The sequence below is a fragment of the Thermophilibacter sp. ZX-H3 genome (assembly GCF_052599055.1).
On record NZ_JBQXES010000009.1, the window covers coordinates 11,948 to 27,255 of the forward strand.

At 68.7% G+C, this 15,308-nt stretch carries 12 protein-coding genes and 1 tRNA gene; 3 read left to right on the plus strand and 10 right to left on the minus strand.

Annotation, left to right across the window (positions count from 1 at the left end; genetic code table 11):
* Positions 1–13: 13 nt before the first annotated feature.
* The 6 genes from pknB to ACULPM_RS05115 form a co-directional block, all read right to left on the minus strand.
* Complete coding sequence (gene pknB / locus ACULPM_RS05090) at positions 14–2,095, minus strand: Stk1 family PASTA domain-containing Ser/Thr kinase (RefSeq protein WP_445331960.1); 2,082 nt, start codon at positions 2,093–2,095, stop codon at positions 14–16.
* A gap of 129 nt (positions 2,096–2,224) precedes the next feature.
* Positions 2,225–5,128 carry an FtsW/RodA/SpoVE family cell cycle protein gene (locus ACULPM_RS05095; protein WP_445331968.1) on the minus strand — a complete coding sequence of 968 codons (2,904 nt, stop codon included), beginning with the start codon at positions 5,126–5,128 and terminating at the stop codon, positions 2,225–2,227.
* A 55-nt stretch (positions 5,129–5,183) separates the two neighbouring features.
* A complete protein-coding gene (locus ACULPM_RS05100; protein WP_445331959.1) occupies positions 5,184–6,500 on the minus strand; it encodes a Stp1/IreP family PP2C-type Ser/Thr phosphatase in 1,317 nt (438 codons plus the stop codon).
* Entirely contained in the window at positions 6,497–6,910 is a 414-nt protein-coding gene (locus tag ACULPM_RS05105) for an FHA domain-containing protein (RefSeq protein ID WP_075279122.1), read from the minus strand. The genes ACULPM_RS05100 and ACULPM_RS05105 overlap by 4 nt, the downstream gene beginning before the upstream one ends.
* Complete coding sequence (locus ACULPM_RS05110; RefSeq protein WP_445331958.1) at positions 6,907–8,055, minus strand: FhaA domain-containing protein; 1,149 nt, start codon at positions 8,053–8,055, stop codon at positions 6,907–6,909. The genes ACULPM_RS05105 and ACULPM_RS05110 overlap by 4 nt, the downstream gene beginning before the upstream one ends.
* Positions 8,039–9,793: a serine/threonine-protein kinase gene (locus ACULPM_RS05115; RefSeq protein ID WP_445331957.1), complete on the minus strand. Its 1,755-nt coding sequence runs from the start codon at positions 9,791–9,793 to the stop codon at positions 8,039–8,041. The genes ACULPM_RS05110 and ACULPM_RS05115 overlap by 17 nt, the downstream gene beginning before the upstream one ends.
* A 129-nt stretch (positions 9,794–9,922) precedes the next feature.
* Between ACULPM_RS05115 and ACULPM_RS05120 the strand changes: the two genes are divergently transcribed.
* Positions 9,923–10,009 (plus strand) — tRNA-Leu (locus tag ACULPM_RS05120).
* Between the two features lie 149 nt (positions 10,010–10,158).
* On the opposite strand, the gene ACULPM_RS05125 is transcribed toward ACULPM_RS05120, so the two are convergent.
* Together ACULPM_RS05125 and ACULPM_RS05130 are read right to left on the minus strand one after the other, a co-directional pair.
* A complete protein-coding gene (locus ACULPM_RS05125; RefSeq protein ID WP_445331956.1) occupies positions 10,159–11,349 on the minus strand; it encodes a hypothetical protein in 1,191 nt (396 codons plus the stop codon).
* Between the two features lie 137 nt (positions 11,350–11,486).
* Entirely contained in the window at positions 11,487–11,678 is a 192-nt protein-coding gene (locus ACULPM_RS05130) for a DUF6724 family protein (RefSeq protein WP_445331955.1), read from the minus strand.
* A 101-nt stretch (positions 11,679–11,779) separates the two neighbouring features.
* On the opposite strand from ACULPM_RS05130, the gene serS reads away from it, so the two are divergent.
* Together serS and ACULPM_RS05140 are read left to right on the plus strand one after the other, a co-directional pair.
* Complete coding sequence (gene serS, locus ACULPM_RS05135; RefSeq protein ID WP_445331954.1) at positions 11,780–13,075, plus strand: serine--tRNA ligase; 1,296 nt, start codon at positions 11,780–11,782, stop codon at positions 13,073–13,075.
* A gap of 152 nt (positions 13,076–13,227) precedes the next feature.
* Positions 13,228–13,620: a hypothetical protein gene (locus ACULPM_RS05140; protein WP_167930714.1), complete on the plus strand. Its 393-nt coding sequence runs from the start codon at positions 13,228–13,230 to the stop codon at positions 13,618–13,620.
* Here ACULPM_RS05140 and ACULPM_RS05145 read toward each other — a convergent pair.
* Positions 13,607–14,314 (minus strand): GntR family transcriptional regulator, encoded by a 708-nt coding sequence (locus tag ACULPM_RS05145; protein WP_167930713.1) that lies wholly within the window; start codon positions 14,312–14,314, stop codon positions 13,607–13,609. The genes ACULPM_RS05140 and ACULPM_RS05145 overlap by 14 nt on opposite strands.
* Positions 14,315–14,435: 121 nt before the next feature.
* A complete protein-coding gene (locus ACULPM_RS05150) occupies positions 14,436–15,293 on the minus strand; it encodes a PTS system mannose/fructose/sorbose family transporter subunit IID (protein WP_206109072.1) in 858 nt (285 codons plus the stop codon).
* Positions 15,294–15,308: the final 15 nt, after the last annotated feature.

The following is a 15,308-nucleotide window of genomic DNA, read 5'->3' on the forward strand; positions in this document are numbered from 1 at the left end:
GGGTGCGTTTGCGCTAGTTGCCGCTCTTCTGTCGCGAGGACGAGCGTGAGTTGACACTGACGCCGTTTCCGATGTCGGTGCCGGTGCCCTCGCCGCTCGTGCCGCCCTGGTTGTCCCCGGTGGAGGAGTTCCCGCCCCCCTCGGTTCCCGTGTTGGACCCGCCGCCCTCGTTGCCGGTGGACTGGACCTCGGTGGTGAGGACGATCGTGCCGCCCTCGGGCAGGGACTCCCAGGCTGACTGGTTGACGACCACGCCCTCGGCGCTGCTGCCCGAGGCGAGCTGCACCACGAAGCCGAGGTTCTGGAGCTGCGCGCGGGCGTCGTAGTAGCTCTTGCCCACGACGTACGGCACGGGCACGTTCTCCACGGGCTTGGGGCCGCTCGAGACGGTGATGGTGACCGTGGAGCCCACCTCGGCGGTGTTGCCCGCCGCAGGGTCGACGGAGATGACGTTGCCCTCGGCCACGGTGTTGCTGTAGTCCCAGACCACCTTGACGTCAAACTCGCCGTCGCTGCTGGAGAGGCGCTCCTGCGCGTCCTCGTAGTAGTCGCCCACCACGTTGGGGATGACGGCCGTGCTCGCGCCGGAGGAGATGTGATAGGTGATGGTCTCGCCGACGTTGACCTCGGTGCCCTCGGGCGTGTCCTGGGCGCAGACGCGGCCCTTCTCGATGGAGTCGCTCTCCTGGTCCTCGCCCTTGCGCCCCTTGAGGTTGTACTTGGCAAGCTCGTCTTCCACCTGGTCCTCGGGGAGGTTCGTGAGGTCGGGCACCGTGACCTTCTCGGCCGGCGCCTCACCCTTGGAGACGCGGATGTCAATGGAGGAGCCCTCGGGCATCGCGCGGGTGGCAAGGGGGTTCTGCTCGTAGACGAGGCCCGGGTCCTGCGCCGACGTGTAGCCCTGCTCCACCTTGCCGACCTCGAAGCCGTTGTCCTCGATCGCCTTGATGGCCTGCTCCTGGGTGAGGCCGATGAGGTTGGGCACCGGCTTGGTCTGGGTGCCGGAGCCAAAGATCGAGAAGAGCGCGACGGCCGCCACGGCCACGACGGCGATGACGCCGATCACGCCGAGGATGACGTTGCGACGGTGCCTGCGCTGACGCTCGGCCTCCTCCTCGGCAGCCTGCTCTGTGGCGCTCTGCGCGCGATAGCGGTTCGTGCGCTCAACGCGGGGGATGGAGGCGGTGCTGCCCGTGGCGGGGATGGCGCCCGTGCCGCGCTCGAGCTTGTTGGTGGGCTGGATGGGCAGCATGGCGGTGGCGCTGTTCACGGCCTGCACGCGGCCCGCGAGGTAGTCGCGCAGCGTGCGGAAGAGCTCGTCTGCCGTCTGGAAGCGGTCGGCCGGGTTCTTCTGCATGCACTTGAGGATGATGGACTCGAGGGCGGGGTCCACGGAGGGGTTGAGCTGGCTGGGCGGCTTGGGCTGCTCGTTCACCTGCTTGAGGGCGACGGTGATGGCGTCGTCGCCCTGGAAGGGGACCTGCCCGGTGGCTGCCTCGTACATCACGATGCCGAGCGAGTAGATGTCCGTGGTGGGCCCGAGCTCCTTGCCCTGCGTCTGCTCGGGGGAGACGTAGTGGGCCGTGCCGAGGACGGAGTTGTCCTGCGTGAGGTGGCTGTTCTTGGCGCGCGCGATGCCGAAGTCCATCACCTTGATGTTGCCGTCCGGCTGCACCATGATGTTCTGCGGCTTGATGTCGCGGTGGATGATGTCGTGCTTGTGGGCCACGGAGAGCGCCTGCGCGATCTGCGAGCCGATCTGCGCGACCTTCTTGCAGTCGAGCGCGCCGTGCTTGCGAATGCCGCTCTTGAGGTCGGTGCCGCGCAGGTACTCCATGACGATGTAGTACGTGTCGGCGTCCTTGCCCCAGTCGTAGACGGAGACGATGTAGGGGCTCTGGAGCGCCGCCGCCGCCTGCGCCTCCTGCTTGAAGCGCGCGGCGAAGGACGGGTCCGCGGCGTACTGGGGCAGCATCGTCTTGATGGCGACGGTGCGGCCGAGCACCTCGTCAAGGCCGCGGAAGACCGTGGCCATGCCTCCCGTCCCGATCTTGTCCTGCACCTGGTAGCGTCCGCCGAGAATCATCCCTGGCATGCTCAACTCCTATCCCGCTCGCGGCCGTGCCGCGTCCCCTTTTCTGTGCGCCGAGGGCGCGTCCTGCTCTGTCCCTGGTTCGTTTCTGCTTCGTTGGTCAGTGTGTCCTGTCGGTCTGTCGCGCCCCCATCAGCTGCCCGCCCCGGATGACTGCACGGCGAGGGCGCGCGCGAGCACCTGCCCGGCGAGCGAGGCCGCGAGGCCCTCGACGTCCTCCCCCTGGCCCTCGACGCAGATCGAGATGACGAGGGTCGGGTTGTCATACGGCGCGAAGCCGATGAAGAGCGAGTTGATGGTGCCGTCCCCGACCTCGGCGGTGCCGGTCTTTCCGGCCACGCGGGTCCCCTGGACCCGGGCCGCCATGCCCGTGCCGCTCTCGACGACCTGGAGCATGGCCTCCTTCACGAGTGCGGCGGTGTCGGCCGAGATGGCCTGCCCGAGCGAGCGGGCCTGGGTGCGCGAGGTCTCGACGCCCTCGGGGGAGAGCACGTGGTCGACCACGTAGGGGTCCATGACCACGCCGCCGTTGGCGATGGCCTGGGCCACCATGGCGTTCTGCATGACGGTGGTCTGCGGGCCCGCGGGGCTCTCGTGCTCGCCCACGGGCTGGCCGCAGGCCGCCCACGCGGTCTCCCACTCCGTCATCTCGGACGGGTCGGGCATGAGGGAGGCGGTGCACTTGAAGTCCTGGCCGACGCGGCGCCCGTATCCGAAGGCGTTGGCGTAGCTCACGAGCGTGCTGGCTCCCACCTCCACGCCGACCTGCCCGAAGGCGGTGTTGGAGGAGACGGCGAGCGCGTCGCGCAGCGTGAGCTCGCCGTAGTCGGCGTCGTGGTTGTTGGTGACGGGTGCGCCGCCGATCTCCATCTCGGCGCTCGCGTCGTAGACGGCGTCGAGCGTGGTGGTGCCGGAGTCGAGCGCGGCGGCCAGCGTGAGGGCCTTGAAGGAGGAACCGGGCGGGTAGAGGACGCTCGTCGCGCGGTCGATGAGCTCGCCGTTCGTGCCCGAGGCCATGACGGACTCGAGGTTGTCGACGGTGTAGGTGGGGTTGGACGCCTTGGCCAGGACGGCACCCGTCTTGGGGTCGAGGATCACGATCGAGCCGGTGTAGCCCTGCAGGGCGTCCTCCGCCGCGCGCTGGATGAGCGAGTTGATGGTGAGCGCCACGGTCGAGCCGGGCTGGTCGACGCCCGCGAGGGTGTAGAGCGCGCTTCTCCAGTTGGAGTAGTCCGCATGCCCGGTGAGCGTGTCGTTCATGGTCTCCTCGATGCCGGCTGAGCCGTACTGGAGGGAGATGTAGCCCACGGTGTGGCGCGCGAGCGTGCCCTGGGGGTAGCTCCGGAGGTAGGTGCCGTCGGCCTGCTGGATGCTCTCGGCCAGCGTCACGCCGTCGGACGTGATGATGGCACCGCGCTGCACGTAGGCGCTCCGGGCGATGGTGTGGTTGTTCGTGGGCAGGTCCTGCACGCGCGCGGCGTCGATCTGCATCACGTACGTGAGGTTGGCGATAAGGACGGCAAAGAGCAGCGAGAAGACCGTGATGAGGTTCGTCAGACGCTTTCCGAGCGCCACGCGGCCCAGGACGCCGGACTCGGCCGTGAGCAGCGAGAAGCTTCCGCGCGCGTGGCTGCCGTGCACCACGGACGCCGCGTGCGCGCCGACCTTGCCGGCCCCCTCGGCGACAGACGACAGCGGCGGGCGCACGTTCTTCTCGCCCGAAAGGCCGCTCTCGATCTGGGTGCCGCGGCCGGTGCCCTCGTCTCCCGCGCGCAGGAGCAGGCCAACGATGATGAAGCTCGCGAGCAGCGAGGTGCCGCCCTGGCTCATGAAGGGCAGGGTCACGCCCGTGAGCGGCAGGAGCTTGGTGACGCCTCCCACGATGAGGAAGGCCTGGAAGCAGATGGCGCTCGTGAGGCCCACCGCGGCGAAGGCCGAGGTGTCGGACTTGGCGCGCGCCGCCGTTGCGAGGCCGCGCACGCACAGCAGCAGGTAGAGGATCAAGATGGCCGCGCCGCCGAGCAGCCCCATCTCCTCGCCGATGGCGGAGAAGATGAAGTCGCTCTCCACGACGGGGATGACCGTCGCCATGCCCTTGCCGATGCCGCGTCCCACGAGCCCGCCGTCGGCGAGCGAGTAGAGCGACTGCACGATCTGGTAGCCGCCGCCCGAGGCGTCGGCCCACGGGTCGAGCCAGATGTTCACGCGCGTCTGCACGTGGCCGAAGAGGTTGTAGCAGGCCACGCCGCCCACGGCGAGCAGAAGGAGGCTCACCACGACGTAGCTCACGCGGCCGGTGGCCACGTAGAGCATGATGAGGAAGAACGTGAAGAGGAGAAGGGCGCTGCCGAGGTCGGTCTCAAAGGCCACGACGAGCAGGCTCACGCCCCAGACCACGAAGAGCGGCAGGAGCATCCTCAGGCGCGGGAGGCTCACGGGGCCGATCTTGCGCATGGAGGCCGAGAGCGCCTCGCGGTTGGCGGCGAGGTAGAACGCCAGGAAGAGGACGATGGCGATCTTGGCGAACTCGCCGGGCTGGAAGGTGAAGCCGCCGATGTTGATCCAGAGTTTGGACCCGCCGCGCTCGGTGCCGACGATCATGGGCAGCACCAGCAGGATCACGCCGGCGATTCCGAGCGTGTACTTGAAGTCCGCGAGGCGGTCGAGGTTGCGCACCACGGCGAGCACGACGACCATGGCCGCGATGGAGACGAAGAGCCAGATGACCTGGTTGACGGCGAGGTCGGGCGCGAGACGCGTGAGGAACGTGATGCCCGTCCCCGAGAGCGCGAAGACGATGGGCAGGATGGCGGGGTCGGCCCCCGGCGCGAGGAAGCGTATGGCGACGTGGGCCGCGCCGAAGGCGGCGAAGAGCCCCAGCGGCACGCCCAGCGTGGCGAGGCTCAGCTGCGCCGTGGTGGTGACCACGTACATCGCATAGAGCAGGACGACGGGCACCGCCGCGAGGAACAGCAGGAAGAGCTCGGTGTTGCGGCGTGAGAGGCCGCGCGGGGCGGGAGCGGAGGGGGCGGCCATGGCCTCGTAGGCCGCGCGCGTGCGAGCGCCCGAGAAGTGCGTTCTTCTCGCCATCTCACTCGCCCCCGTTCGTCTCTGCTTCGCCCGTCTGCCCCTCGGTCGGAGGGGTCTCGGCAGCGCTCTGGCCCGCCTGACCGGCGTCCTCCGTGGCGGCCCCCTCCTCGGCGCCGGGCTGACCGTCGGACTTGGCCCCCTCGGCCACCTGGGCGGCCTTCACGGCCTCCTCGTCGATCTGGCGGTGGTAGGAGTCGATTGTCTCGAGCGCCGCCTCCTCGCCGTTCACGCGGATGCCCTGCTCGAGCTGGTCCTGGACGGACGAGGGGAGGTCGCTCACCTTCACGGCGCTCGTCCCCACGAGCTCGTTCAGCGGGATGCCGAGGATGTCACCCTTGATGCCGCGGTAGATGGCGACGGTGCCGCCGTTCTCGGCGAGGTACCACTCGCTGCGGACGAAGGCCGCGGTGACGAGGAAGGCGGCGATGAGGACGCCGGCCACGGCGCTCGTGATCATGGCGGCGCGCCGGATGAGCCGCCGGCGGATCTCGTCGGCGACGCCGTCGTTCAGGACGTCAACGACGATGACGGTGACGTTGTCCGCGCCGCCCGCCGTGAGCGCGGCGGAGACGAGGTTGTCGGCCGCCTGCTGCGGCGTGGCGCTGGACACGGCGACGGACTCTATCTCGCTGTCGGAGATCATCGACGAGAGGCCGTCCGAGCACAGGATGATGCGGTCGCCCGTGTTGACCTCGAGGGAGAAGTGGTCCGCGTACATGTCCGGGTCCGAGCCGAGCGCTCGGGTGATGATGGAGCGCGAGGGGTGCGTGCGCGCCTCGTCGGCCGTGATCTGGCCGGAGTCGACGAGCTCCTCGACGTAGGAGTGGTCGTGCGTGACGCGCACGAGCGTGCCGTGGTGCAGCACGTAGGCGCGCGAGTCGCCGACGTGGGCCACGGCCATCTTGTTCTTCTCGATGAGGATGGCGGTGGCGGTGCAGCCCATGCCGGGCTTGCCGATGCCCTCCTCGGCGCCCTTGATCACGGCCTGGTTCGCAGCCTCGACGGCGGCGCCGAGCAGGACGTCGTCGGCGGTCGCGGGCGCGCGCTCGCCGATGGTGTCAACGGCGATGGAGCTTGCGACCTCGCCGGCCGCGTGGCCGCCCATGCCGTCGGACACCACGAAGAGCGGCGCGCGAAGGAAGAACGAGTCCTCGTTGTGGCCGCGGACGAGGCCCACGTCGCTGCGCGAGCCCCAGGAGATGAACCCGTTGGAGCCCGTGACCTTGTCCGCGCCGGCGCGTCCCTCGACGGGCATCTCGGCGCGGCCCGGGGCGTTGGCGGGCTCCGGGGCGGTGATGACCTGAGACTCCTCCGTCATCCGCGGCTCACCCTCATGATGGTGTCGCCCACCTGGACCTCGTCGCCCTCCCTCAGCGTGACGGGCTGCTCGATGCCGTGCCCGTTGACGAGCGTTCCGTTGGTGGAGCCGAGGTCCTCGAGCACGAGGGCCGGCCCCTGGAGGGTGAAGCGGGCGTGCGTTGACGAGACGTAGGGCTCGTCAACGACGATGTCCGACGAGGGGGAGCGCCCGATGACGACGGGGCCGAGGATGTCGACGTGCAGGCCCCTGAGCGAGCGGGTGCCCTTCTCCACGTCCACGGACCAGATCGCCGCGTCGCGACGCTGGCCCCGCACGAGGCCCACGCCCGTCCGCATGACGGCGAAGAGGAAGATGTACAGGACGACGACGAGAAGGACGCGTCCCACGAAGAGGACGAGGTCGATCATGCGCGCATCTCCCTGAACTCGAGGTTCACAAGGCCGAGCGTGATGAGGTCGCCGTCGCGCAGGACGCAGTCCTGGACGTCGACGTCGTTCACGAGCGTGCCGTTGGTGGAGTTGAGGTCGGTGATGTGCCAGTCGCGCCCGTCAAAGGAGAGCTGGGCGTGGCGGCGGGAGACGTTGGGGTCGCGCAGGACGACGCCGGCCTGGGAGCGCTCGCGCCCGATGACGGTCGCGGGGGCCTTGGCCGAGAAGGTCCGCCCGGTCTGGCGGTCGATGAGCAGGCAGGTGGCCACGCTCTCGTCCTCGGCGGGTGCCGCGGGCGCTGGCGCCGGGGCGGGGATGGAGGACGCCACGGCGGCGGCCCCGGGGACCGCGCCGGCGATGCCGGCGACCGCGTCCGCCCCCACGCCGCGCCTCATGTCGACGAGCGGGACGTTGCGGCGCTGCGTCTGCGGAACCGGGATGGCGGCGGGCTGCGCCGCGGGCGCGACGAGCGGCGTGCCGGCTGCCGCGACGGGCATGGGCGTGGACTCGGACGCGGAGGCGACGGGTCCCGCGACGTCGTCAAACTCGGCAGGCATGACCTCGAGGCCGGCCTCGGAGTCGGAGAGCGCGGGACGGCGCTCGGGCTCGCGCGGGGCGAGCGACGCCATGCGGTCGGACGGGCGGCGCGTGGGTCGCGGCTGCGGTCCACGACGGTTGATCTTGGCCGCGGCGCCGCCGGCGCTCGAGTTGCCCGCGAGGAACGCGCGCTCCTCCTCGCGCAGGCGGTTGAGCGTCCGCGCGTCGACGTTCTCCGCGAAGACGGCGAACTTGCCAGAGCGCTGCGACGGGTCGACCATGAAGCGCACGAGGGGACTGCCCACGAAGGCGTAGCCCTTCTTCTGGGCCTGGGCCGTGACGAAGGAGGAGATCTCGTAGGTGATCTGCTCGTAGAGCGGCCGCATGAGGGAGTCGTCGGAGGAGGAGACGAGCACGGTGTAGAGCGCCGGCGCGGTGTCCACGCCGTCTATCTCGTACGTCTCGTTCTCCATCTCGCGCGCCGCGCGCTTGGCGAGCTTCTTGAATGAGAACGGCTCGGTATATCCCTGCGGCGCGGCCCCGAACACGGAGCTGATGCGCCCCTCAAAGTCACTGAGGAAGCTCATGGTACCCATCCTCGTCATCCAGGTCCTCGAAGAGCGGCCCTCTGAGGACTGTCGCAATGCACAAAAGCACAGACAAGAGTACCGCAATGACGACGGCCTCCCAATCGAGGGCGGCCCATATACCGGCATTCTCCATGCTAGCTGCGACGACCTCGGAGCCGACAAGCAGGCAGAGGCCGAGGATCTGGCCGCAGACCCCCGCCGCCACCGAGCCGCGCAGCGCCACGGCGGACGAGACGGCGCCGCAGAGCGCAGCGCCCGCGCAGACGGCCCAGAACGCCGGGTCCGACCACTCCGCGAGCAGCGCCGCGACAGTCACCGTGGCGGAAAAGCCCGCGTCGACGGCGCACCCGAAGAGGCTTCCCAGCAGGTAGCCGACCGCGCCCGTGACCGCGGCGGGGCCGGGGTCGAGCGCGTACCCCGCCACGCCCGCGCCCGCGGCGGGCGTGGGCAGGCAGCAGGGGAGAAGGACGGCGAGGCCGCCGAGGTGCTCCTTTCGGCCCACGGCGGCCCACCACACGAGGGTCGCCGCCGCCACCGCGGCCGCAAGCGGGAACGACGAGGGCGCCCGAGAGGTGACGCCGAGCGCGCCCGCCAGCGCGAGGCCGCCGAGCGCGCCGCCGAGGGGCGGCCAGGCCGCCGCGGCGACGGCGCACGCGAGTGACGCCGCCGCGGCGGCGCCGGACTCGGGTCCAAGCAGCGCGGGCAGCGCGAGCCGGACGGTCGCGAACGTCGCGAGCGCGGTGACGGCGCGGCCGATCGCGCTCGGCAGCCACGGGAGGCGCAGGGCGATCGGCGGGCGCTCGCCCACGAGCGTGGCCGCCGACCCGTCGTCCTTCTCGGCCTGGTCAACGAGCTCCCTGAGCGACGCTGCGCCGGCGCGCGGGTCGCCCAGCCAGGGGACGAGCTCGTCGGCGAACTCCCGGACGTCGGCAGGCCGCGCGGAGGCCTGGGGGGCGAGCGCGTCGGCGAGGATGAGCTCGGGGTCTCCGGCCAGCTCCGGGCAGTCGCGGGAGAGGGGCCGCCGCGGCCCGCGCTCGATGAGGCGCAGCGAGGCGGCGGCGGAGTCCGCGGCAAAGGGGCAGGTCCCGCCGAGCGCCTGCCAGAGGACCACGGCGAGCGAGAAGACGTCGCTGCGCTCGTCCACGAGCATGCCCTCGATTTGCTCGGGGGGCATATAGCCCACGGTGCCGCCGCGCGCCCCGCCGTATCCGGCGGCCGAGGCGAGCGTGGCCATGCCAAAGTCCGCGAGCTTCACCACGCCCTGCCGGTCGATCATGATGTTGGTGGGCTTGATGTCCAGGTGCAGGACGCGGTTCTCGTGGGCAAACTCGAGCGCGCGGGCCACGGAATCGAGCACCTGCGCGCACTCCTCGCAGGTGAGCCTGCCGCCCTCCACGCGGGCGAGCAGCTCGGCGAGGTTGAGCCCGTCGACGTACTCCATGACGATGTACGCGTAGGCCCCGTCGGACTCAAAGTCAAAGACCGTCACGATGTTGGGGTGTCCCAGCATGCACGCCGTGCGCGCCTCCGCGAGGGCCTCCTCGGCCGTCGTGGTTGCGGCGTCATCGAGGATGGGGAGCCGCTTGATGGCCACACGGCGCTGGAGGCGCAGGTCCCAGCAGGTGCAGACCGTGCCAAAGCCGCCGGTCCCCCGGCGCGCGAGAACGCGATACCTGCCTAGGAGGATCTCCTCGGGCGGCGTGTGCTGCTGCGCGATAGGGCTCGTCTCGCTCACGGCGTCTCCTTCGGTTGTGCTGCGTGTGCCGTGTCGTGGGCCCATTCTACCGCAGGCGCGCGGGCGGGCCGTCCCGCCAGAAAAAACACTTGGCAGGTTGCGGGGCATGCGCTAGAATGACCTCTGCACGCGGGCGTGGCGGAATTGGCAGACGCGTACGGTTCAGGTCCGTATGGGGGCAACTCCATGAAGGTTCAAGTCCTTTCGCCCGCACCATGACTGTTTGGCCCCGGCTTCGCGCCGGGGCTTTTTTGTGCCGCGGGCCGCGGCCCGTCCCCTGTCACGGCTGCAATTAACGCGCACTCGTGCACGGTTCTTCTCGCGTTTGCCCAGTTGGCACTTTAGAACTCGTGCACGAGTGCGCGTTAATCTCCCGCGAGGGAAACCTCCTCCACCGTCACGAACTCGTCTCCCAGGAGAAGGACGTCCTCGGGGGTTCCCTCCCTCGCCTTCTGGCGCGCCGCCATGGCACGGGCGTAGCGCGCTCCCGGCTCCCACGGGAGGAGCGACCAGATGAGTTCCTGGCGTTTCCGGGCGAGCAACGGGGACGCGAGCGCCAGGCGCACGTCCCCGAGCGGTTGGCCGCAGAGCTCCTCGCAGGCCAAGGCCGCCTCGAGCATGACGGTGTCAAGCCCGCCGTCGGCAAACAGGTCGTCGGCGATGACGGGCAGGATTATCTTGCCGCGCGCGGCGAGCTCCCGGTTTCTCCTGAGGTCGTCGAGGTATTTCTCGCGTACGCTGCGCATGGCCTCCGTGCGCTCCTCGGCAGACTCGGCCCGAGCGATGGAGGCGAGGTCAAAGTGCCCGTACCCGTCATAGTTGAATCCCATGGGCGTTCCGTCCACCTCTATGTCAGGCACGCGCGACGCCCTTACCCCACGTTGCAGCAGCTCGGCCGTCGTCTCGTGGCGGACGTTGAGGGTCACGGGCCCCGCGCCGAAGCCCAGCTCGGTGACGGGCAGGCGGACGAGAAGCGCGAGAAGCGCCTCCGTGGGTGACCAGGCGTTGTCGGCGACATGCGCGAGGGTGCGACGGGCTTGGTCAACGCCGCGCAGGCCCGGGCAGCCGTCGAGAAACTCCGCGATTCTCGCCTTCGTCGTGGCCGGCTCGACGCCAAACGTCACACTGCCCGTTCGCGGCGAGCGCGGGTCGCGCGCGTAGGTGCCGCAGAGCTCGTAGCCTACGAGGGCGTGGACGATGGGGTGCATGACTCCCGCAAGCTCGAGAAACAGCAGCTCGGGGCCAACGGAGACGACCTCCTCCCCCAAGCTGACGTAGGAGCCGGGCGGAATGTCGCCCCCGTGCACGGAGCTCCGGAAGAACGCGGCGCGCGGTCGCAAGCGCGCCTGCGGGACCACGATGTCAAGGGGGCGATCCTGGCTCGGCGGCGCGTCAATCGCGAGCGGGCCCTTCGGTATGATGCCGGCGGTCCAGCGTTTCCGCGGGGTGGGGTCCGGCACGGCAAGGTCGGTTCGGACGCCGGCCAGCCGACCGTTCTCGCTTCGCTCACGCCGCAGTGCCCTCAGCGCGGACATCCGATTGACGGTAAGAAGCACGCCCCCTCCTCCCGACGAGCGGCTGATAGGGAATTAACGCGCACTCGCGCACGGGTTCTTAAATGCCAACAGGGCAAACGTAAGAAGATCCGTGCACGAGTGCGCGTTAATCGAGAAGAACCTGCGGGCCGAGTCCGCTACTCGTCACCCTCGTCGTCGAAGAGGTCCCAGTCACCCTCGGACTTCTCGTGGTTGAAGTAGCGCTTCTTGGTGGTGCGTTCCATGAGCAGAGCGATGACGAGGCAGATCACGATGCCACCGCCGATGAGGCAGATGACGCCCATCTTGTCGTTGAAGAGCCATGTGAAGAAGTCGCCAATCGCCTGCATGCACCCTCCCGGGAACGCGTCGTTTCATCCGCACAAGTATATACTTGGAGGGCCGCGCGCGAGCGTCGGCGAAATGCACGCACCCAAAGCTAGGAGCCAGCATGCTCGACATCAAGTTCGTCCGCGAGAACCCCGACCTTGTGGACAAGGCCTGCGAGTCTCGCCAGAACGCCCGCTGGGACCGCGAGAAGTTCTTCGAGCTTGACGAGGAGCGCCGCTCCGTCATCGCCGAGGTCGAGAAGCTCCAGGCCGAGCGTAACTCCGTATCCAAGCAGATCGGCCAGCTCATGCGCGAGGGCAAGAAGGACGAGGCCGAGGCCGCCAAGGCGCGCGTGGCCGCCAACAAGGACCGCATCGCCAGCTTGGACGACCGCCGCACCGAGGTCGAGGACGCCCTCTTTGACCTGGTGTCCCGCATTCCCAACATCCCGCACGAGAGCGTCCCCTACGGCAAGGACGACTCCGACAACCCCGAGGTGCGCCGCTGGGGCACCCCGCGCGACTTCTCCGCGGACGGCTTTGAGCCCAAGGCGCACTGGGACCTCGGCCCCGCCACGGGCATGATCGACTTTGACCGCGGCGTCAAGATCGCGGGCACGCGCTTCTACGTGCTCGGCGGCATGGGCGCCCGCATGGAGCGCGCCCTTATCAGCTTCATGGTTGACATGCACGTCAAGGCCGGTTTCAAGGAGTGGTGGATGCCCGTCATCACCAACCGCGAGACCCTCTTTGGCACGGGCCAGCTGCCCAAGTTCGAGGACGACCTCTACCACGTCAACCCCGACCTCTACCTCATCCCCACGGCCGAGGTCATGCTCACCAACCTCCATCGCGGCGAGGTCCTCGAGGCCTCCCAGCTGCCGCTGTGGTACACGGCCTTCACGCCGTGCTTCCGCGAGGAGGCGGGATCGGCCGGCCGCGACACGCGCGGCATCATCCGCGTGCACCAGTTCGACAAGGTCGAGATGGTCAAGTTTGCCAAGCCCGAGGACTCGATGAACCAGCTCGAGAGCATGGTCGGCGAGGCCGAGGCGGTGCTCCAGGCGCTTGAGCTGCCCTATCACGTGGTCACGCTCTGCACCGGCGACATCGGCTTCTCCGCGTGCAAGTGCTACGACCTCGAGGTGTGGCTGCCCAGCTACGGCGCCTACAAGGAGATCTCCTCCTGCTCCAACTGCTGGGACTTCCAGGCCCGCCGCGCCAACATCCGCTACAAGGACCCGGCGGAGTTCAAGGGCACGCGCTACGTTCACACCCTTAACGGCTCCGGCCTCGCCGTTGGCCGCACGATGGCCGCCATCATGGAGAACTACCAGAACGCCGACGGCTCCATCACGGTGCCCGAGGCCCTGCGTCCCTACATGGGCGGCGTCGAGGTCATCCGTCCGGAGGCCTAGCGCCTTCTGCCCAGAGTGCTGCGGGGTCGTCCGTCACGCGCGGGCGACCCCGTTTTTTGCCGCTCCCACCGTTGACGGAAAAAGAACATGTGTTCTAAAAGAACAAATGTTCTGCTATACTGTTGGCGGGGACGAGAGGGAAGGCGGTTGCCATGGAAGAGCGTGAGATTGCCAGATTCGAATGCGCGGGCGACGTGCGGGTGATGCGCGTCGGCGCGGATGGCGAGAAGATCGTGGTGCGCGAGGACCTTTCCGGCCCGTCGGTTCTTCTCGCCTATGGCGAGAAGAACCGGACGCTCAGGGTATCGCTCGCGGCGGAGGACGCTGCACGACTGCTGCGGTTGGGCTTCTGCGGGGGCGTTGACTCGCTGTGGAGCTACCTGTCGGACGAGGCTCATGACATCGTCGACCTGATGGACCTCTGCGACGGGCTGGGCGTTCCGTATGCGTTCTCGTCTGAGGGGCCGGGCGGCGTCCTGCAGTTTAGGCCGGCCCGTCGGTCAGATCAGGGTCCGGGCGCCCCGCCCGCGATCAGACTCGGCTGACGTTGAGCTCAAAGCTGTTGCTCTCCCCGCGGTAGGTGGCCACGGAGTACTCCACGGCCGTTCCGCTGGCGTCACGGGCGACGGTGTGGAAGAGCAGAAGCGGGTCGCCGGCCTCGACGTCGAGGAGCGCGGCGGCCGCGCCGTCGGCCTTGATGACCTCAAGGCGCCTCCGCGCCGTCATCACGGGGTTCCCGCAGGCGTCCATCGCGGCGTAGAGGCTCGACTCGTTGAAGTCGAACGAGTCGAGGCCGGGGTAGAGCGCGCAGGGGATGTAGCTCTCCACAAAGACGTTGGGCAGGTCGTCGGCATAGCGGAGTCGGACGAGCTTGAAGACGTCCTGCCCGCGGGTGAGCTCGAGGCGCTTCTCGACCTCGGCGTTCGCGCGCTCGCGCTTGAACACGAGGACCTTGGTCTTGGGGAGGCGCCCCGCGAGGCGCATGGCGTCCTCGAAGCTCGAGATGCTCATGGTGAAGGACTGGCTCACCTTGGGCTTGGTGACCACGGTGCCACGACGCCTCCTCTTCTCAAGATAGCCGTCGCTGACGAGGATCTGGAGCGCCTGACGGATGGTGGGGCGGCTGACGCCATAGATCTCGGCGAGCTCAAGCTCGGAGGGGATGGTCTGCCCCTCGGGATAGGTGCCGTCCTTGATCTTTGAGAGGAGGTCGTCCTTGATTTGATCGTAGAGGGTCATGGGATCCTGCCGTCGTGTGAGCGCGTTGACGCGTTGATTGTAACGCGCGCGGGACCCGCGCAGAGCGCAGGTCCCGCAGGGGATGGGGCATAAACAATCATTCAAAAGGCGCGGGCCTCTCCTAGAAGACGCCGAGGACGCACAGAACGCTGATGGCAACAGCGAGAATGACGATGACCTTGGTGGGGCTGTACTGCTTCTTGCCGAGCATCCACCAGGTCACGAGGACCGCGATGAGCGGGAGCAGCGCGGGGAAGACGCCGTCGAGGGTGGTCTGGAGCGGCTGCCACTCCTCGCCGAAGGGGATGTTCAGCGTGGTCGTGAGGGCGATGTTGCCCGCGGCAAGCGCGCCGACGACCATGATGCCGAGCACGTTGAAGGCGTCCATGATGCGCCTGGCGCTCTCGCCGACGATGACGTCGATGGCGCCCACGCCCAGCTTGTAGCCCGTGCGGTAGCTGATGAACGAGATGACGGGGCCGATGATGCCGTAGGCGACGATGTAGAAGAGCGGCCCGAGGGGGCTTCCGCCGTTGGCGAGGCTCATGCCAATGGAGAGCAGCGTCGGGACGATGATGCCCTGGATGATGGAGTCGCCGATGCCCGCGAGCGGTCCCATGAGCGTGGCCTTGATGTTGTTGGGCATCTCCTCGGAGACCTCGCCGCCCAGGGCGATGTTCTCCTCGAGGGAGGTCACGATGCCGTTGATGATCTGGCCGGTCTGCGGCTCTGTGTTGAAGAAGACCGAGTGGCGGACGAGGAGGCGACGCTTTGCCTCGGGGTCGTCGGCATAGTACTTGTTGGCGAAGGGGATGTACGACCAGGCGTAGGCGTGGCCCTGGAGCTTCTCGTAGCTCATGGAGGCGAGGTGGGTGAACGCCCAGCGCAGCCAGATCGTGTTGAGCTCCTTGTTGGTCAGACGCGGCTTTCCGTTGGCGCCGACGCCCTGCTGGGTCATATCGGTGGTTTCAGTGGCCATGGGAGTGCTCCTTTC